At 63.7% G+C, this 17689-nt stretch carries 19 protein-coding genes; 2 read left to right on the top strand and 17 right to left on the bottom strand.

All coding sequences use genetic code 11. The features are described from left to right. Positions 1–7: 7 nt before the first annotated feature. Entirely contained in the window at positions 8–1843 is a 1836-nt protein-coding gene (gene pabB, locus YWC_RS0106440; protein ID WP_027864632.1) for an aminodeoxychorismate synthase component I, read from the top strand. Positions 1844–1849: 6 nt separating this feature from the next. On the opposite strand, the gene YWC_RS0106445 is transcribed toward pabB, so the two are convergent. The 3 genes from YWC_RS0106445 to YWC_RS0106455 all read right to left on the bottom strand — a co-directional run bounded on the left by YWC_RS0106445 (position 1850) and on the right by YWC_RS0106455 (position 3691). Continuing rightward, on the bottom strand, positions 1850–2461 hold the full coding sequence (locus YWC_RS0106445; protein WP_027864633.1) for an OmpW/AlkL family protein: 612 nt from the start codon (positions 2459–2461) through the stop codon (positions 1850–1852). Between the two features lie 111 nt (positions 2462–2572). Further along, complete coding sequence (locus YWC_RS0106450) at positions 2573–3172, bottom strand: glutathione peroxidase (RefSeq protein WP_027864634.1); 600 nt, start codon at positions 3170–3172, stop codon at positions 2573–2575. A 93-nt stretch (positions 3173–3265) separates the two neighbouring features. Beyond that, positions 3266–3691 (bottom strand): CoA-binding protein, encoded by a 426-nt coding sequence (locus YWC_RS0106455; protein WP_027864635.1) that lies wholly within the window; start codon positions 3689–3691, stop codon positions 3266–3268. A gap of 111 nt (positions 3692–3802) precedes the next feature. Between YWC_RS0106455 and YWC_RS0106460 the strand changes: the two genes are divergently transcribed. Next, positions 3803–4417, top strand: coding sequence for a peptidoglycan recognition protein family protein (locus tag YWC_RS0106460; RefSeq protein ID WP_027864636.1), 615 nt, complete (start codon positions 3803–3805; stop codon positions 4415–4417). Between the two features lie 4 nt (positions 4418–4421). Here YWC_RS0106460 and YWC_RS0106465 read toward each other — a convergent pair whose 3' ends face one another. From YWC_RS0106465 to YWC_RS0106530, 14 genes are all read right to left on the bottom strand, one after another. Further along, positions 4422–6092 carry a serine hydrolase gene (locus YWC_RS0106465; RefSeq protein ID WP_027864637.1) on the bottom strand — a complete coding sequence of 557 codons (1671 nt, stop codon included), beginning with the start codon at positions 6090–6092 and terminating at the stop codon, positions 4422–4424. A gap of 102 nt (positions 6093–6194) precedes the next feature. Then, positions 6195–7874 (bottom strand): serine hydrolase, encoded by a 1680-nt coding sequence (locus YWC_RS28535; RefSeq protein ID WP_169728093.1) that lies wholly within the window; start codon positions 7872–7874, stop codon positions 6195–6197. 141 nt (positions 7875–8015) lie between these two features. Beyond that, positions 8016–8378: a hypothetical protein gene (locus tag YWC_RS0106475; protein ID WP_084416333.1), complete on the bottom strand. Its 363-nt coding sequence runs from the start codon at positions 8376–8378 to the stop codon at positions 8016–8018. A 185-nt stretch (positions 8379–8563) separates the two neighbouring features. Beyond that, on the bottom strand, positions 8564–8986 hold the full coding sequence (locus YWC_RS0106480) for a F0F1 ATP synthase subunit epsilon (RefSeq protein WP_027864639.1): 423 nt from the start codon (positions 8984–8986) through the stop codon (positions 8564–8566). Positions 8987–9013: 27 nt separating this feature from the next. Next, entirely contained in the window at positions 9014–10417 is a 1404-nt protein-coding gene (gene atpD, locus YWC_RS0106485; RefSeq protein ID WP_027864640.1) for a F0F1 ATP synthase subunit beta, read from the bottom strand. A gap of 45 nt (positions 10418–10462) precedes the next feature. Then, positions 10463–11338, bottom strand: a complete 876-nt coding sequence (atpG, locus tag YWC_RS0106490) for a F0F1 ATP synthase subunit gamma (protein ID WP_027864641.1) — start codon at positions 11336–11338, stop codon at positions 10463–10465. 56 nt (positions 11339–11394) lie between these two features. Continuing rightward, positions 11395–12936 (bottom strand): F0F1 ATP synthase subunit alpha, encoded by a 1542-nt coding sequence (gene atpA / locus YWC_RS0106495; RefSeq protein WP_027864642.1) that lies wholly within the window; start codon positions 12934–12936, stop codon positions 11395–11397. 76 nt (positions 12937–13012) lie between these two features. Next, entirely contained in the window at positions 13013–13546 is a 534-nt protein-coding gene (locus tag YWC_RS0106500; protein WP_027864643.1) for a F0F1 ATP synthase subunit delta, read from the bottom strand. Between the two features lie 2 nt (positions 13547–13548). Next, a complete protein-coding gene (locus YWC_RS0106505; protein ID WP_027864644.1) occupies positions 13549–14019 on the bottom strand; it encodes a F0F1 ATP synthase subunit B in 471 nt (156 codons plus the stop codon). Between the two features lie 76 nt (positions 14020–14095). Continuing rightward, positions 14096–14338: a F0F1 ATP synthase subunit C gene (gene atpE / locus YWC_RS0106510; protein WP_027864645.1), complete on the bottom strand. Its 243-nt coding sequence runs from the start codon at positions 14336–14338 to the stop codon at positions 14096–14098. An 86-nt stretch (positions 14339–14424) separates the two neighbouring features. After that, entirely contained in the window at positions 14425–15258 is an 834-nt protein-coding gene (gene atpB, locus YWC_RS0106515) for a F0F1 ATP synthase subunit A (RefSeq protein WP_027864646.1), read from the bottom strand. A 3-nt stretch (positions 15259–15261) separates the two neighbouring features. Continuing rightward, entirely contained in the window at positions 15262–15600 is a 339-nt protein-coding gene (locus YWC_RS0106520) for an ATP synthase subunit I (RefSeq protein WP_027864647.1), read from the bottom strand. A 326-nt stretch (positions 15601–15926) separates the two neighbouring features. After that, a complete protein-coding gene (locus YWC_RS0106525) occupies positions 15927–16814 on the bottom strand; it encodes a ParB/RepB/Spo0J family partition protein (protein ID WP_027864648.1) in 888 nt (295 codons plus the stop codon). Positions 16815–16837: 23 nt separating this feature from the next. After that, positions 16838–17608 (bottom strand): ParA family protein, encoded by a 771-nt coding sequence (locus YWC_RS0106530; protein ID WP_027864649.1) that lies wholly within the window; start codon positions 17606–17608, stop codon positions 16838–16840. Positions 17609–17689 lie beyond the last annotated feature (81 nt).

Here is a 17689-nt window from a genome sequence, read left to right on the forward strand (position 1 = left end):
GGCGATCATGGACACCCAGGAAGTATTCGCGCTGCTGGACGACGCCGGGGCGACCGGCGAGGCCCGTTCGCGCCTCTACAGCCGCCACGCCGGCACGCTGTATTGCACGGACGCCGCCGGCTGGCCGCAGCTGCTGCGCGAACTACAGGAAGCACTGGGACGCGGCCTGTACGCGGTGCCGCTGCTCACCTACGAGCTGGGTGCGCACCTCCAGGGCGTCCCGGCGCACCCGTTGGAAGGCGCGCTGGCGCAGGTGCTGCTGTTCGAACAGTGCGAGCACCTGGACGCAAGCCAGGTCGAGGCCTGGATCGCCACCCGCGCGCCTGCGGGCGAACTGGCGGGCGTGGCCGGCATCGCGCCCAATGTGGACGAAGCGGCGTTCACCGAGGCGATCCGCCGCATCCGCGACTACATCGCCGCCGGCGACACCTACCAGGTGAACTACACCTACCGCCTGCGTTTCGACACCTACGGTTCTCTGGTCAAGCTGTATGCGCGGCTGCGGGCGCGCCAGCGCGTGCCCTACGGCGCCCTGGTGGCCCTGCCGGACGGCGGCGCCGTCTTGTCCTTCTCGCCCGAGCTGTTCGTGCGCCACGAGGCCGGCAAGCTGCTGGCGCGGCCGATGAAGGGCACCGCGCCGGCCAGCGGTGACGATGCGGTGGATGAGGAGCGCTCCCGGGCGCTCTCGTTGGACACCAAGAACCGCGCCGAGAACCTGATGATCGTCGACCTGCTGCGCAACGACCTGGGGCGGGTCGCCGCCACCGGCAGCGTCGAGGTGCCGGCGCTGTTCGAGGTGCGCCGCTATGGCGGCGTGCTGCAGATGACCTCGACCGTGCAGGCGCACCTGCGCGAGGATGCGAGTCTGGAGGACGTATTCGCCGCGCTCTACCCCTGCGGCTCGATCACGGGCGCGCCGAAGCGCCGCACCATGGAGATCATCCATGAACTCGAGCCGAGCGCGCGCGGCATCTATACCGGCGCGATCGGCTGGTTCGACCCACCCGCGGCAGGCAGCGCCAAGGCCTTCGGTGATTTCTGCCTGTCGGTCCCGATCCGCACCCTGGCGCTGGGCGCACCGGCGGGCGGCACCCGCAAGGGAGAGCTGGGCGTCGGCGCCGGCATCGTGTACGACAGCGACGCGGCGTCCGAATACGCCGAGTGCCAGCTCAAGGCACGCTTCCTGACCGGCCTGCCCAACGAGTTCGAGATTTTTGAAACCCTGCGCGCTTCCTGGGACGACGGCTGCCGCCACGTCGAGCAGCACCTCGATCGCCTGGCCGCGTCCTGCCGCTACTTCGGCTATCCGTTCGATTATGGCGCCGCCCGCGCGGCCCTGAACGAAGCCTCCCTGGCCCTGCCCCATGGCGGGCTGCACCGGCTGCGCCTGGCGGTGGCCCCCGGCGGCGAGCTAGCCGTGCAGGCGGCGCCGATCACGCCCTTGAGCGAGCCGGTGGCGCTGCTGCTGGCGCAGGAAAGCACCCATTCGGGCGACATCTTCCTGCGCCACAAGACGAGCGTGCGCAGCCGCTACGATGCAGCCTGGCGCGCCGCCGAGGCGCAAGGGGCTTTTGACGCCTTGTTCTTCAACGAGCGCGGGGAACTGACCGAGGGAGGACGCAGCAGCGTGTTCCTGCGTTTCGGCAGCGAGTGGATCACGCCGCCCTTGTCGAGCGGCCTGCTGCCGGGCGTGATGCGGGGGGTGCTGCTCCAGGCGCCGGCCTGGCGCGCCAGCGAACAGCTCATCACGCGCGAGATGCTGGCGGAGGCGGACGACATCGTCGTCTGCAATGCGCTGCGCGGGCCGCTGCGGGCGGTCCTGCTGGACGACCCGCAGGGGTAAGCTGCTTCAGAAGCGGTAACCGAACCCCAAGCCGAACAGCACCGGATCGACCTTGACTGCGCTTGCCTTCGCGCCGCCGACCATCAGGTCGCTGCGGATGTTCACTTTCTTCACGTCGAGGTTCAGCGACCAGCGCGCATCGAGGCGGATGTCCACGCCGGCCTGCAGGGCCAGGCCCCAGCTGTCGTTCTCGAGATCGGCCGCGCCGTCCAGCAGCTTCACGCGCGAGATGCGCGTGTAGTTGAGGCCTGCGCCCACGTAAGGATTCACCGTCGACTGCGGCGCGAAGTGGTATTGGGCCGTCAGGGTCGGCGGCAGGTGGCGGAAGCTGCCGATGCGGGCGCCGTCCAGGGTGACGTCGTGCTTCTGTGGATACGTCAGGATCAGCTCGGCCGCCAGGTGCGGCGTGAAGAAGTAGGAGATGTCGACTTCGGGGATGGTCTTGCTGGCCACGTGAATGCGATCCGCGGCGCCGCTGCCGGCCAGGGGCGCGGATTCATTCGCCGGGTCGATGTGGACGGCGCGCGCACGCACCATCCAGTTGCTTTCCTGTGCCAGGGCCTGGCCGCAGGCAAGTGCGAGAGAGATCGCCAGCACAGGCTTCAACAAGCTTTTCATTTCTTCTTCCTTTCGTCATGGTAACGAAAGGAAGAATATTGATGCAGCGCAAAAAAATCGTTGATGTGGATCAAATAACCATAATGGCAGAAAGGTTATTCGATCCCTGCCTTATATGGCGAGCGCCTGCTCGATCTTGCCGACCAGGGCCGGGTCTTCCGGCGTCACCTTGCTCGGGAAGTGTTCCAGCACCTTGCCATCGCGGCCGATCAGGTACTTGGTGAAGTTCCACTTCGGCGCCTGGCCGGTCGCCTTGGTGAGGCTGGCGTGCAGCGGATTGGCTTCCGGACCGGTGACCGCGCTCTTGGCGAACATCGGGAACTTGACGCCATAGGTGTTGAAGCAGAAGTCCGCGATCTCCTTCGCGTTGCCCGGCTCCTGCTTGCCGAAGTCGTTGGAGGGGAAGCCCAGCACCACCAAGCCGCGCCCGCCGTACTTCGCGTACAGCTTCTCGAGTCCTTCGTACTGCTTGGTGAAGCCGCAGTAGCTGGCCGTGTTCACGACCAGCACCACCTTGCCCGCGTACTGGCACAGGTCCTGCGGGGTGTCGTCCTGCAGGCGCTTGAAGTTCTGCTTGAGGATGGCGGGGCAGCTCATCGGCATGCGCGCGGCAGCCGGGGCGCCCGGCGTGGACGTGGCCTGTGCGGCGGCAGGAAGGGCAGCGCTGGCTGCGGCAAGGGCAGCGATCAGCAGGGCGGTGGTCTTGATCATGGCGGGGAGTTCCCTGGTTGGTGATGCCACGATTGTAACGCAGCCGCCGCCTGTAAAGATGGCGGATGACGGCGGCGCCCGGACGATATCCGTTCAGCCGGCGTTCAGGCTGCGGTGCTCGATCTTGATGCAGTGGTTCATGACGACGTCGAGGCCGGCGGCGCGCGCCAGGTCGGCGGCGGCCTGGTTTTCGATGTCCAGCTGCATCCACAGGCAGCCGGCGCGCACGGCGATCGCTTCGCGTGCGATCGGCGGGATGTCTTCGGACTTGCGGAAGCAGTCGACGATGTCGATCCGCTGGCCGTTGCTTGCCAGGGCGTCGGCCGCTTCCTGCAGCGTGGCGTATACCTGTTCGCCCAGGATGGTCTCGCCGGCGTAGCTCGGGTTCACCGGCACGATGCGGTAGCCGTTTTGCTGCAAGTAAGCGGCCACTTCATTGCTGGCGCGGTCGGGCTTGTTCGACAGGCCGACGATGGCGATGGTCTTGCTGTCGTTGAGGATCTGGGCAATGCTTCTCATGGTGGCTTGGCTCGATGTGGATTGGTGTCTAGCTTATCAGATTTGCATCATTGCTGGCGTTGCGGGTGCAAACGTGAAAAGATGCGGGCACGTCCGATTTCCATTCCAAGCATGCGCCCTACCGCCCTCTCCTTTCTCACCGCCCTGGCCCTCTCGCTGCCTCTTCACGCGGCCGAACCGCTGGCCGCGGTCGAACGCGCCATCGTCCCCGTCGCCAGCTGGGGCGGCACCCCGGCCGACGCGTCGAAAGCGCGCCGCCACACCATCAGCCAGATCACCCTGCACCACCAGGGCGAGCCCTTCAAGCCGGGCACCGATCCGCAGGGCTACCTGCGGCGCCTGCAGTCGTGGTCGCGCGCCAGCAAGGGCTGGCTCGACATCCCCTACCACTACGTCATCGACCTCGACGGCCGCATCTACGAGGCGCGCAACATCGACTTCGCGGGCGATACCAATACCGAATACGATCCGAGCGGCCACGCCCTGATCGAAGTGGTCGGCAATTTCGAGGAAGTGGAGCCGAACCAGCAGCAGCTGGAGGCCGTGGTCGACCTGATGGCGCTGCTGGCGGCCAGGTACAAGGTCTCGCTGGACGACATCAAGAGCCACCGCGACCACTCCGATAAAACCGTGTGCCCGGGTGCGAACCTGTACCGCTACGTGAAGGAAGACTGGTTCCGCCACAAGGTGGCGCTGCGCCTGGCGGGTGAGCAGGCCAGGCGCTGAGCCCTTACAACTTGCGCGCCGGGATGTTGCGCCCACCCTGTTTCAGCACGAAGCCCTGGCCGGCCGCCGGTTCGAAGCTGATCTCGGCATCGACGTCGTTCGAGAAGAACACGGTCTCGCTCATCGCAAAGATCTCCAGCTTGGGCTGCCCGGTGGCCTGGGCAAAATAGCGGTCGCCCTCGCGGCTGAGTTCCATCACGAAGCCCGGACCCAATTCGTAGCGGCCGACGCGGGTATCGAAGGCCGCGTTCGCGATCTTCACCGCCTTGCGGCCGGCCGGCGCGTCGCCGATACGTTGATTGACCAGCGCATTGCCATCCTGGTGCAGCGTCACGGCAGTCACCTTGCCCGCCGCGTCACGCTGGAATTCGAACCAGTCCAGGCCGCCCGGCACGAAGAAGCTATTGTCCGACGCGGCCTTCAGTGCTACCGGCGGCCGGCCGCTGCGCTGCATCACCAGGCCATCGGCGCTGCGGCGGAACACGCGCTGCACGCCCTTCTCGATCTCGTAGGTGCCGGAGACCGCGTCGAGCGCCGCGCCGTCCAGCGCCACCTCCGTGAACTCGCGGTAGGGTTTGCCGATGGCGATGGCGGCCGCCTTGCGCGCCACCAGGCCCGGATTGGCCGGCCCACTGTCGCTGTTGGTCAGCACCGCGACATACACCTTCTGCTCCGGGAAACGCAGCGCATGCGTCGCGAAGCCGTTGATGCCGCCGCCGTGGCCGATCGCGGTCGCACCCTGCACCTTGCCGGCTTCCCAGCCATAGCCGTAGCCCGTGGCCTTGCCGTCGCTCAGGCGGTACGAAGTGAACGCTCGCTCCCAGCTGGAAGGCTTGAGCAGGCGGCCTCCGGCGATCGCCGCATCCCAGCGCGCCAGGTCGTCCACCGTGGACACCAGCGAGCCGGCCGCATAGGGCTGGGTCATGCTGAGCGGCGCGGCGGCGCCATAGCCCTTCTCGGTGCGGCTATGGCCGGCCGCCACCGGCGCCTTGCTGGTCTTGACGCCCTCGTAATAGGTGTCGTGCATGCCGAGCGGTTTGAAGATGCGCTGCTCCAGGAAGCTGGCGTAGGTCTGGCCCGAGATCTTCTCGATGATCGCGCCGAGCAGGAAGTAACCCGAGTTGTTGTAGCGGTACTGGCTGCCGGGTTCGAACTCGAGCGGATCGTTCTTGAAGGTGTCGATCATCCGGGCAACGCTCATGTCCTGCGCCATGTTGAGCATGTAGCCCGGCTTGCCGGTGTAGCTGGGGATGCCCGAGGTATGCGTCAGCAGGTGCTCGATCGTGATCTTCTTTCCCTTGGCCGGGTAGTCCGGCAGGTGCTTCGTGATGTCGTCGTCCAGCGACAGCTTGCCCTCCTCCGCCAACATCAGGATGGCGGTCGACGTGAACTGCTTGGTGATGGAACCGAGGCGCAGCGCCATCTCCGGACGCATGCTCACGCCTTTCGCGGTATCGGCCATGCCGTAGGCCTTACGCAGCACGGGCTTGCCGTCCTTGACCACGATGACCGTGGCGCCGGGCGCGTCGGCCTTGAAATACGGCGCAATGAAGGCGTCGATGCGGCTGGCCAGGTCCTGCTCCGCGGTCGCGGATGTGACGGCATCCTGGGCGAATGCAGCTTGTGGATGGCACAGCAGCAGCACGGCGGCGCAAATGGCGGTACGAAGCAGCATGGTCGGTCCTTTTCCTTGTTGTAGGGGCTGGACAAGAATAGGCCCGGCTTGCCTGGACGGCAAACACCGGGCGACAAACGGCCGCTTAACCGGCCCAGACGGTCAAATCCGGCGACCGGTAAAGTTGCGGCTGCCCTGCTTGAAGCTCAAGGCCTGGCCCTCGAAACTGAGCTCGGCATCGACGTCGCGCGAAAAGAAGCGGGTTTCGCTCAGCGGGAAGATCTCGACCCGGCGCTGGCCGGTCGGCTGCACGAAGTAGCGGCTGCCCTCGCGCGTCACCTCGAACACCATGCCCGGCTGGATCTCGTAGCGGCCGGCATGCGCGTCAAAAGCGGCGTCCGCGATCTTCGCCACGATCCGCGGCGCCGGCGCCTCGCCGCTGCGCACGTGCTTCAGCGCCCTGCCGTCCTGGTGGTAGGTCACGCCCGTCACCTTGCCGGCAGGGTTGCCACCCTCGCGCTGGAACACGAACCAGTCGGCCGTATCCGGCACGAAGAACGCGTTGGCCGACATGGGCTTCAAGACCAGGGGCCCGCGGCCGGCGCGCTGCAGCGACAAGAACTCGCCGTCGCGGCGGAAGACGCGTTGCGTATCCTTGTCGAGGCTGTACACGCCCGCCACCGCGTCCAGCGCCGCGGCATCGAGCGCCACCTCGCGGAATTCCGGCAGCGGCTTGCCGATGGCGACGGCGGCCGCCCTGCGCGCCACAACGTCCGGCACCACCATGCCGGCGTCGCCGTTGGTCAGCACCGCCACGTACACGCCCTTGTTGGGCAGGCGCAGGCCATACGAGCGAAAGCCCCGGGTCGAACCGCTGTGGCCAATGGTCGGCTCGCCCTGGATCAGGGTCAGCTCCCAGCCATAGCCGTAGTGGCTGTCCTTGCCATCGCTCAGGCGGTAGGAGGTGAAGGCGCGTTGCCAGGTGGCCGGCTTGAGCAGCTTCTTGCCGACGGCCGCATCCCATTTCGCCAGGTCGTCCACGGTCGACATCAGTTCGCCGGCAGCATAGGACTGGTTCTTGCCGAGCGGCCGGGCCGGGCCAAACCCTTTTTCAAGCGGGGAATGGCCGGCGGCGCTCGGCCACGCGCTGCGCTCGTGGCCTTCGTAGGCGGTGTGCTCCATCCCGAGGGGCACGAAGATGCGCTGCTCCAGGAACTGGTGGTAGGGCAGGCCGGAGACCTTCTCGATAATGGCCCCGAGCAGGTAGTAGCCCGAATTGTTGTAGCGCCAGGTGCTGCCCGGCTCGAACTGCAGCGGGTCGTTCTTGAACGAGTCGATCTGGGCCGCCACCGTGATGTCCTGCGGCGCGCGCTGCGGGAAGCCCGGCTTGCCGGTATAGCTGACGATGCCCGAGGTGTGTGTCAGCAGGTGTTCGATGGTGATCTTCTTGCCCTGGGTCGGGTAGTCCGGCAGGTATTTGGTGATCTCGTCGTCGACCGACAGCTTGCCTTCGTCCGCCAGCAGCAGGATGCCGGTGGCGGTGAACTGCTTGGTCATCGAACCGATGCGCATGGCCATTTCGGGCGCCATTTTCACGCCCTTGGTGGTGTCGGCCATGCCATAGGCGCGGCGCAGGACGGTCTGGCCATCCTTGACGACCAGGACGACGCCACCTGGCGCCTCGGCGGGGAAATAGGGAGCGACGGTGGCGTGCAGGCGGAAGGACAGGTCGTCGAGGGCGCGCTTGCTGAGCGGCTTGTCCTGCTTGGCGTCGGCAGCGAAGGCGGCCTGCGGCGTGCAGAGGAGCAGCGCGGCGGCACAGATGGCGGTACGAATGAACATGGTCGGCATTCCTTTCTTGTTATGGCGTGCCGTGACTGTACGTACGGGGCCGGGCCGGCTGCAATCGGCAGCCGATCAGCGGTCGTTCGGATGGGTCAAGTGGTGCCTATCCGGGGGCGAACGGGACCGCCCCGGCAGGGGTCAAGGCAGGCGGGCGGCGAGGAACAGCCAGATCACGGTCATCACGAGGATGCCGGTGATGGTCACGCAGGTACCGGTGAAGAACAGGGCCGACAGCATAGTGGCGGACAGCACGCGCTCGAACAGGAAGCCGAGCGCGAAGTCGAAGGTGGCCAGCACCGACCAGCGCCGCATGTAGACCGGCAGGTAGCGGCTCATGCGCCGGTTATGCTCGCGCGCGGCGTGGCGCTCGTACAGGTTGCGCGCCCTGCTGACGTCGCGGAACAGCCAGTCGAAGAAGAGGAAGCGGTACAAGGTTTGGCCGAAGCGGTCTTCCGCCGGCAGGGTTTGCTGCTGTTCGCGATGGTCTGGAGGGCTTGCCATGGTCGGCTCGAGCTGTCTCAACGCACAGGAGGCCATACTAAGCCCAAAACACCCACACACTCGTGCGCCAGCTAACCGTGCGCCGTCATCTTCGTTACAGGCACTTGCGCAAAAACAATGTCAGACCTGACCCCCATAAAAAAGGCAGCCCGCAGGCTGCCTCCTTGTACCGCGAAAGCGGATGCTTAGCGTCCTCGCGAACGCAGCTTCTGGATCGCCGCCAGCTGCGCGATCGCCGCGGCCATTTCGGCCTGGGCTTTCGCGTAGTCGATCTTCGACTCCTTGTTCAGCATCAGCTCTTCGGCCTGCTTCTTTGCTTCCAGTGCCTTCGCTTCGTCCAGGTCGCCACCGCGGATCGCGGTGTCGGCCAGCACGGTCACGCCGTTCGGCTGCACTTCGAGGATACCGCCTGCGACGAAGACGAACTCTTCGCCGCCGGCAGCCGTCTGGATCCGGACGGCACCTGGCCTGATGCGCGTGATCAGCGGGGTGTGGCGTGGGTAGATACCCAGCTCACCCGCTTCACCCGGCAGCGCGACGAAGGTAGCCAGGCCGGAGAAGATCTGCTCTTCGGCCGAGACCACGTCCACTTGAATGGTGTTTGCCATGTCTGTCCTTCGGGTTAAGAATCTGGCTTAGGCAGCCAGCTTCTTGGCCTTTTCGATTGCTTCCTCGATGGTGCCGACCATGTAGAAGGCCTGCTCCGGCAGGTGGTCCAGTTCGCCCGATGCGATCATCTTGAAGCCCTTGATCGTGTCTTTCAGCGAAACGTACTTGCCCGGCGAGCCGGTGAACACTTCAGCGACGTGGAACGGCTGCGACAGGAAACGCTGCATCTTGCGAGCGCGTGCGACGACCAGCTTGTCTTCCGGCGCCAGTTCGTCCATGCCCAGAATCGCGATGATGTCACGCAGTTCCTTGTAGCGCTGCAGGGTGCCCTGCACGGCGCGCGCGGTGGCGTAGTGCTCTTCACCGACGACCAGCGGGTCCAGCTGGCGCGAGGTCGAGTCCAGCGGGTCCACTGCCGGGTAGATACCCAGCGAAGCGATGTCACGCGACAGAACGACGGTCGAATCCAGGTGGGCGAAGGTGGTAGCAGGCGACGGGTCGGTCAAGTCATCCGCAGGGACGTACACGGCCTGGATCGAGGTGATCGAACCGGTCTTGGTCGAGGTAATACGCTCTTGCAGGCGGCCCATTTCTTCGGCCAGGGTCGGCTGGTAGCCCACCGCGGACGGCATACGGCCCAGCAGTGCCGACACTTCGGTACCGGCCAGGGTGTAACGGTAGATGTTGTCGACGAAGAACAGAACGTCCTTGCCTTCGTCACGGAAGGCTTCCGCCATGGTCAGGCCGGTCAGCGCGACGCGCAGACGGTTGCCCGGCGGTTCGTTCATCTGGCCGTAGACCATCGCCACTTTCGAGTTGGTCGGGTTTTCCAGGTCGACGACCTTGGCGTCCGCCATCTCGTGGTAGAAGTCGTTACCTTCACGGGTACGCTCACCCACGCCGGCGAACACGGACAGACCCGAGTGCGCCTTCGCGATGTTGTTGATCAGTTCCATCATGTTGACGGTCTTGCCGACGCCGGCGCCGCCGAACAGGCCGACCTTACCGCCTTTTGCGAACGGGCAGACCAGGTCAATCACCTTGATGCCGGTTTCCAGCAGGTCGGTCGACGGCGACAGCTCGTCGTAGGCCGGCGCATCGCGGTGGATCGATGCCATGCGCTCGTGGCTGACCGGACCGCATTCGTCGATCGGGTTGCCCAGCACGTCCATGATGCGGCCCAGGGTCGGGGTGCCGACCGGAACCATGATCGGGTTGCCGGTGTTCTGGATAATCATGCCGCGACGCAGGCCTTCCGAGCTGCCCAGTGCAATGGTACGGACCACGCCGTCGCCCAGCTGCTGCTGGACTTCCAGGGTCAGTTCCGAACCTTCCATTTTCAGTGCGTCGTACACTTTCGGCATGGCGTTACGCGGGAATTCCACGTCGACCACTGCGCCGATACACTGAACGATTTTGCCATCAGCCATGTTCGTTCCTTCAGATATATAGTTAAATTCTTGTGCTTTGATCGCTTAGACGGCTGCTGCGCCGGAAACGATCTCGGAGAGTTCTTTGGTAATCGCTGCCTGGCGGGTCTTGTTGTAGACCAGCTTCAGGTCGCTGATGACACTACCGGCGTTGTCGCTCGCTGCCTTCATCGCCACCATGCGTGCCGACTGCTCGGACGCCAGGTTCTCGGCGACGGCCTGGTACACCAGCGCTTCCACATAACGCACCAGCAGTTCGTCGATGACGACGGCCGCTTCCGGTTCGTAGATGTAGTCCCAGCTGATACCGCCCTTGTCCGCTTCCATGTGCTTGGCCGGCAGCGGGAGCAGCTGCTCGACCATCGGTTCCTGCTTCATCGTGTTGATGAACTTGGTGTAGCACAGGTAGACAGCGTCGAGCTTGCCTTCCTGGTACGCGTCCAGCATCACTTTGACCGGGCCGATCAGCTTGTCCAGGTGCGGCGTATCGCCGAGCTGGGTCGCTTGCGAAACAACTTTCATGCCCATGCGGTTCAGGAAGCCCAGGCCCTTGTTGCCGATGGCAACTGCCTCGACGGTGTTACCTGCCTGCTCCATCTCGCGCGCCTTCAGCGTCACCTGGCGCAGCACGTTGGTGTTCATGCCGCCGCACAGACCCTTGTCGGTCGTGACGACGATGAAACCCACGGCCTTCGCCTGCACGTGCTTGGCTTGCGCCATGAACGGGTGCGTGTATTCCGGGTTTGCGCCGGCCAGATTGGCGGTGATGGTACGAACCTTGTCACTGTAGGGACGGGCGGCGCGCATACGGTCCTGCGCCTTGCGCATTTTCGATGCGGCGACCATTTCCATCGCCTTGGTGATCTTCTTCGTATTCTCTACGCTCTTGATCTTGCCACGAATCTCTTTGCCTACTGCCATGAGTCCTTACTCCTTCCGCGCACCGGCACCGTGCTCACACGGCGCCGGCTTGACGATTAATATGCGCCGGATTTCTTGAAATCAGCAATGGCGGCCGACAGCGCAGCTTCGCCGTCCTTGTCCAGTTGCTTGGTTTCGTCGATCTTCGACAGCAGCGCAGCGTGGCTCGACTTCAGGAAGTTGTGCAGGCCCTGCTCGAACGGCAGGACTTTCTTGACTTCGATGTCGTCCAGGTAGCCCTTGTTGACGGCGAACAGCGATGCGGCCATCAGCGAGGTCGACAGCGGCGAGAACTGCGGCTGCTTCAGCAGTTCGGTCACGCGTGCACCGCGGTCCAGCTGCTTGCGGGTCGATTCGTCCAGGTCCGATGCGAACTGCGCGAACGCAGCCAGTTCACGGTACTGCGCCAGGTCGGTACGGATACCGCCCGACAGGCCCTTGATGACCTTGGTCTGGGCTGCGCCACCGACGCGCGACACCGAGATACCGGCGTTGATCGCAGGACGGATACCGGCGTTGAACAGCGAGGTCTCCAGGAAGATCTGGCCGTCGGTAATCGAAATCACGTTGGTCGGCACGAATGCCGAGACGTCGCCTGCCTGGGTTTCGATGATCGGCAGTGCGGTCAGCGAACCGGTCTTGCCGGTGACGGCGCCGTTGGTGAACTTCTCGACGTAGTCGGCGTTCACGCGTGCTGCGCGCTCCAGCAGACGGCTGTGCAGGTAGAACACGTCGCCCGGGTAGGCTTCGCGGCCCGGCGGACGGCGCAGCAGCAGCGAGATCTGGCGGTAGGCAACGGCTTGCTTCGACAGGTCGTCATAGACGATCAGTGCGTCTTCGCCGCGGTCGCGGAAGTATTCGCCCATGGCGCAGCCCGAGTAGGCCGAGATGTACTGCATCGCAGCCGATTCCGAAGCGGAAGCGGCGACAACGATGGTGTACTCCATCGCGCCGTGCTGTTCCAGCGAGCGGACGATGTTCTTGATGGTCGAAGCCTTCTGGCCGATTGCGACGTACACGCAGGTGACGCCCTGGCCCTTCTGGTTGATGATCGCATCGACAGCCACGGCCGACTTGCCGGTCTGGCGGTCGCCAATGATCAGCTCACGCTGGCCACGGCCGATCGGCACCATTGCGTCGATCGACTTGATGCCGGTCTGCATCGGCTGCGAGACCGATTCACGGGCGATGACGCCCGGAGCGATCTTTTCGATCGGTGCGGTCAGGGTGGTGGCGATCGGACCCTTGCCGTCGATCGGCTGGCCCAGTGCGTTGACCACGCGGCCACGCAGTTCCGGACCGATCGGCACTTCCAGGATGCGGCCGGTGGTCTTGACGTTGTCGCCTTCCGAGATGTGCTCGTAGGCGCCCAGGATGACGGCGCCGACGGAGTCGCGCTCGAGGTTCATCGCCAGGCCGAAGGTGTTGCCAGGGAATTCCAGCATCTCGCCCTGCATCACGTCCGACAGACCATGGATGCGGCAGATACCGTCGGCGACGGAGATCACCGTGCCTTGATTGCGAACTTCAGCCGAACCTTCCAGACCCTGGATGCGGCTCTTGATCAGTTCGCTGATTTCAGAAGAATTAAGTTGCATGAGTGCTAACTCCAAATGTTTTTGATGCGTAGGGCAAGGGCGCTAGGGCCGGCGCGTGCTGCTAGATATCGATCGATTACGACACCAGCGCAACTTGCATCTGTTGCAGCTTGGCGCGTACCGAGGTATCGAGCACTTCGTCGCCGACGACCACGCGCACACCACCGATCAGCGAAGGATCCACTGTCACCGTTGGGTTCAGCTTGCGGCCAAATTTCTTTTCCAGCGTAGCGACCAGCTGGGCCAGCTGGTCACCCGAGATCTCGAAGGCGCTGAAGATCGCCGCATCGGCGGCACCTTCGTTGGCGTTCTTCAGTGCCGCGAACTGGGCGGCGATTTCGGGCAGCAGGGTGACGCGGCCGTTTTCGGCCAGCATCGCGATAAAGTTCTTCGCTTCAGCGTTCAGCGGCGACTTGACCAGGGACGCAATCGTGTCGGCCAGCTGGGCGGCGGTGACCTTCGGGTTGGCGGCGAAAGCCTGCACTTCCGGATTGGCGCCGATCTGGCCCAATTCGGCAGTGACGGCCGACCAGGCGGCCACGTCGCCCGATTGGGCGACACGGTACAGCGCTTCGGCGTAAGGGCGGGCGACGGTTGCGAGTTCAGCCATGATCAGAGCTCGGTCGACAGTTTCGACAGCAGGTCGGCGTGGACCGCTGGGTTCACTTCACGCTTCAGGATCTGCTCGGCGCCTTGCACTGCCAGCGAGGCGACCTGTGCGCGCAGTTCTTCGCGGGCGCGGGTCACTTGCTGCTCGGCGTCGGCCTGGGCGGCAGCGACGATACGGGCGGCTTCTTCGGCAGCGGTTGCCTTGGCTGCGTCGATGATCTGGGCAGCGCGCTTTTCAGCGTCGGCGATGCGCTTCTGGACTTCGTCACGGGCGCCGGCCATTTCGGCCTGCACACGCTTTTCTGCGGCGGCCAGGTCGGCCTTGCCACGATCGGCTGCTGCCAGGCCATTCGCAATCCTCTCAGCACGCTCGTCGAGTGCTTTCATCAGTGGCGGCCACACGAACTTCATCGTGAAGGCGGCCAGGATGAGGAAGACCACGAGCTGTGCAAACATCGTTGCGTTAAGGTTCACGGTATTTTCCTTATTACAGAAACACGGATGCCGAACCGGATCCGGTTCGGCTCTTCAATGCGTCAAGACGTGTGTCTTAGCCGGTGAACGGGTTAGCGAACGCGAACAGCATGGCGATACCAACACCGATCAGGAATGCCGCGTCGATCAGACCGGCCAGCAGGAACATCTTGGTCTGCAGGGTGTTCATCAGTTCTGGCTGACGTGCAGAGGCTTCCAGGTATTTACCGCCCATCAGAGCGATGCCGATGCAAGCACCGATAGCGCCCAGACCGATGATCAAACCGCAAGCCAGTGCAACAAAAGAAAGGTCAGTCATGTGTAACTCCAAAAGTTAATTTAAAAACTAGATTAAAAACTACAACTTCTTTACAACCACTATCTGTTCGATGCTTGCGGCGCCGATCAGTGGCCTTCATGGGCCTGACCGAGGTACACCAGCGTCAGCATCATGAAGATGAATGCCTGCAGGAACACGATCAGGATGTGGAAGATCGCCCAGATCGAGCCAGCAATCACGTGGCCGACGAAACCGAAGACGGTAGCGGTCGAGCCCAGCAGAGCGATCAATAGGAACAGCAGCTCGCCGGCGAACATGTTGCCGAACAGTCGCATACCGAGCGACACCATTTTTGCTGCGTATTCGATGATGTTCAGGAGCAAATTGAACGGCGCCATGGCGATGCCGAACGGTGCTGCGAACAGTTCGTGAATCCAGCCGCCCAGGCCTTTGACCTTGATGCTGTAGTAGAACATCAGGAGCAGCACGCCCAGCGAAATGCCGATAGTGCCGTTCAGGTCGGCGGTAGGAACGACGCGGTGATACGGGAAGATGTGCTCCACGCCCAGGGCGCTGAAGGCCAATGCGAACATGTCGACCGGTAGGAAGTCCAGCGAGTTCATCAGGGCGACCCAGACGAACACGGTGAGCGCCAGCGGGGCGATGAAGCTGCGGTCGCCGTGGACGATCGACTTCGACTGGTCTTCAACCATCTCGACCAGCATCTCGACGGCAGCCTGGAAGCGGCCCGGTACGCCCGAGGTGGCTTTACGCGCGGCCATCCACATGATCAGGCAGCCGAGAACGCCCATGGCGATCGACCAGAAAATCGTGTCGTAGTGCAGGATCGAGAAGTCGACCGGGCTGTCCTGGTGGTGGTTCGACAGATGGCCCAGGTGGTGCTTGATGTATTCTGAAGCGGTGGGCGCGTGCGCTGCGCCGTCGGTTGGAGTCGCCATTTTTCAGTGCCTAAATAATAAGAATATGTAACTTTTCAGCGCCACGACAAACCCGGCAAGTAGCGCCAGCCAGTTCAGATCGTGGTACAGCCACGCGGTAGCGCCCAAGAGCGCCAGCGTGAGAGCAATCTTTATAAATTCCCAGATGAAGAATGTTGCAGGACTGGCACCACCGACTCGGTGAGCGTTGGCGAACAGCCTTATTGCCATGATTCCGTTGGGCACTACACAACACAAACCGCCCAGTACTGCCGAAAACATCGCAGACCATCCCCCCAGTAGAGCGGCGATGGCGCCTGCGACTACTGTTGCAATCAATTGCAGGGAGACGATGCGCAACATTTTTGTTCTGGTTTCTCGCCGCGCAATCGGACAGTTACGATGTGGTAATTACATGAATCAGCGGGATTATAAGTGGTTATACGGACGCGAGTCAAACGATTCCGCGCTTATAACTGCTGCGTAAAGATGTGATGGGAGCAACATTGGCATTTCTGTTTTTCCCATATTTTCAGTCACTTAACTGATGAGCCAGTACTGACTTGCGCAGCGTGGACTGGTCTCCTGCCCACGCGTTCAAACAGTCTTCGCGGTGAGCGAACGTGGCATGCATACGTCACTTCCGGCGCGGGGTTGACAAGCTTTGCCACCCCGCGCCAAGACACATTTCAGGCACGCAGGCGCGCCAGCACGCCGTCCAGGATGTCGAGGTCGGCAAAGTCGATGATCAGCTGTCCCTTGCCCTTCGCCCCCATCTTGAACATCACCGGCGTGGCAAGCTTGTCCGACAGTTCCTCTTCCAGGCGCACGATGTCGCCCGGCTTGTCCTTGGCACGCGCCGGGGTTGCCGGGCTCGACTGCTCCTCGAGCGCACGGGCCACCAGCTTCTCGGTCTCGCGCACCGACAGGCGCTTGGCGATCACCTGGTTGGCCAGGGTGATCTGGTTCGCGCTCTCCACCGCCAGCAGGGCACGGGCATGGCCCATGTCGATGTCGCCCGCCATCAGCATGGTCTGCACCGGCTGGGCCAGGTTGATCAGGCGCAGCAGGTTCGACACCGCGCTGCGCGAACGGCCGACGCTGGCTGCCGCCTGCTCGTGGGTGAAGTTGAAATCATTGATCAGGCGCTGGATGCCCTGCGCTTCTTCGAGCGGGTTCAGGTCTTCGCGCTGGATGTTCTCGATCAGGGCCATGGCCGCGGCCGACTGGTCGTCGACCTCGCGCACCAGCACCGGAATCTCGTCCAGGCCGGCCATCTGGGCGGCGCGGAAGCGGCGCTCGCCGGCGATGATCTCGTACGGAACCGGGGCGCCGTCGGGACTGGCGCCCGACTCCAGCGGACGCACCAGCACCGGCTGCATGATGCCCTGGGTCTTGATCGAGGCCGCCAGCTCGCTCAGCGAGGTTTCGTCCATGCGGGTACGCGGCTGGTACTTGCCGGCCTGGATCTGGGTGATCGGCAGCGACGAGGGGGCTTTACTAGGCGCCGGCTGGCTGTCGCCGCCGAGCAGTGCGTCGAGGCCGCGCCCGAGGCCTTTGAGTTTTTTGGTTGCCATATCTATGTCAGCTAGTTTTGTAATCACATGGTCTTGATGCGCTCGACCATCTCGGCGCCAAAGGCTATGTACGCCTGCGCGCCTTTCGAGGACGGGTCGAACACCACGCCCGGCATGCCATACGACGGCGCCTCGGCCAGGCGCACGTTGCGCGGGATGATGGTCTTGAACACCTTGTCGCCGAAGTGCTGCTCGAGCTGGCTCGACACCTGCTGCGACAGCGTCATGCGCGGATCGAACATCACCCGCAGCAGGCCGATGATGCGCAGGTCGGTGTTCAGGTTGGCGTGCACCTTCTTGATCGTGTTGACCAGGTCGGACAGGCCCTCCAGCGCGTAGTACTCGCACTGCATCGGGATGATCACGCCGTGCGCTGCGCACAGGCCATTGAGCGTGAGCAGCGACAGCGCCGGCGGGCAGTCGACCAGGATGAAGTCGTAGTCCTTGTCCACCGCCGCCAGCGCTTCCTTCAGGCGGCGCTCGCGGTTCTCGAGCGCCACCATCTCGACTTCGGCACCGGCCAGCTCGCGGTTGGCCGGCAGCACGTCGAAGCGCCCGGACTCGGAACGCAGGCGCGCGGTGGGCACATCGAGCTCGCCCAGCAACACCTGGTAGATCGAACCTTCGAGCGAGGCCTTGTTGATGCCCGCGCCCATGGTGGCATTGCCCTGCGGGTCGAGGTCGACCAGCAGCACGCGCTGGTCCAGCTTGGCCAGGCCTGCCGCCAGGTTCACACTGGTGGTGGTCTTGCCGACCCCGCCCTTCTGGTTCGCTACGCAAAAAATCTTCGCCATCTATTCTTGTCCGTGGAAGCCAAGGTGGTATACCGTTCATATTGTACAAACCATTTAAACGGTTAGTATTTTATAAACGAT

Origin of the sequence: Massilia alkalitolerans DSM 17462 (genome assembly GCF_000427785.1) — a bacterium.
Taxonomy (GTDB): domain Bacteria; phylum Pseudomonadota; class Gammaproteobacteria; order Burkholderiales; family Burkholderiaceae_D; genus Telluria; species Telluria alkalitolerans.

Bases quoted from the DNA above. Each gene is read 5' to 3' on its own strand.
- YWC_RS0106530 (WP_027864649.1), bottom strand. From the start codon at position 17,608: ATGGCGAAGATTTTTTGCGTAGCGAACCAGAAGGGCGGGGTCGGCAAG.
- YWC_RS0106455 (WP_027864635.1), bottom strand. From the start codon at position 3,691: ATGAGAAGCATTGCCCAGATCCTCAACGACAGCAAGACCATCGCCATC.
- pabB (WP_027864632.1), top strand. From the start codon at position 8: ATGGACACCCAGGAAGTATTCGCGCTGCTGGACGACGCCGGGGCGACC.
- YWC_RS0106460 (WP_027864636.1), top strand. From the start codon at position 3,803: ATGCGCCCTACCGCCCTCTCCTTTCTCACCGCCCTGGCCCTCTCGCTG.
- atpA (WP_027864642.1), bottom strand. From the start codon at position 12,936: ATGCAACTTAATTCTTCTGAAATCAGCGAACTGATCAAGAGCCGCATC.
- YWC_RS0106450 (WP_027864634.1), bottom strand. From the start codon at position 3,172: ATGATCAAGACCACCGCCCTGCTGATCGCTGCCCTTGCCGCAGCCAGC.
- YWC_RS0106465 (WP_027864637.1), bottom strand. From the start codon at position 6,092: ATGCTGCTTCGTACCGCCATTTGCGCCGCCGTGCTGCTGCTGTGCCAT.
- atpE (WP_027864645.1), bottom strand. From the start codon at position 14,338: ATGACTGACCTTTCTTTTGTTGCACTGGCTTGCGGTTTGATCATCGGT.
- YWC_RS0106525 (WP_027864648.1), bottom strand. From the start codon at position 16,814: ATGGCAACCAAAAAACTCAAAGGCCTCGGGCGCGGCCTCGACGCACTG.
- YWC_RS0106475 (WP_084416333.1), bottom strand. From the start codon at position 8,378: ATGGCAAGCCCTCCAGACCATCGCGAACAGCAGCAAACCCTGCCGGCG.
- YWC_RS0106520 (WP_027864647.1), bottom strand. From the start codon at position 15,600: ATGTTGCGCATCGTCTCCCTGCAATTGATTGCAACAGTAGTCGCAGGC.
- atpD (WP_027864640.1), bottom strand. From the start codon at position 10,417: ATGGCTGATGGCAAAATCGTTCAGTGTATCGGCGCAGTGGTCGACGTG.
- YWC_RS28535 (WP_169728093.1), bottom strand. From the start codon at position 7,874: ATGTTCATTCGTACCGCCATCTGTGCCGCCGCGCTGCTCCTCTGCACG.
- atpG (WP_027864641.1), bottom strand. From the start codon at position 11,338: ATGGCAGTAGGCAAAGAGATTCGTGGCAAGATCAAGAGCGTAGAGAAT.
- atpB (WP_027864646.1), bottom strand. From the start codon at position 15,258: ATGGCGACTCCAACCGACGGCGCAGCGCACGCGCCCACCGCTTCAGAA.
- YWC_RS0106480 (WP_027864639.1), bottom strand. From the start codon at position 8,986: ATGGCAAACACCATTCAAGTGGACGTGGTCTCGGCCGAAGAGCAGATC.
- YWC_RS0106500 (WP_027864643.1), bottom strand. From the start codon at position 13,546: ATGGCTGAACTCGCAACCGTCGCCCGCCCTTACGCCGAAGCGCTGTAC.
- YWC_RS0106445 (WP_027864633.1), bottom strand. From the start codon at position 2,461: ATGAAAAGCTTGTTGAAGCCTGTGCTGGCGATCTCTCTCGCACTTGCC.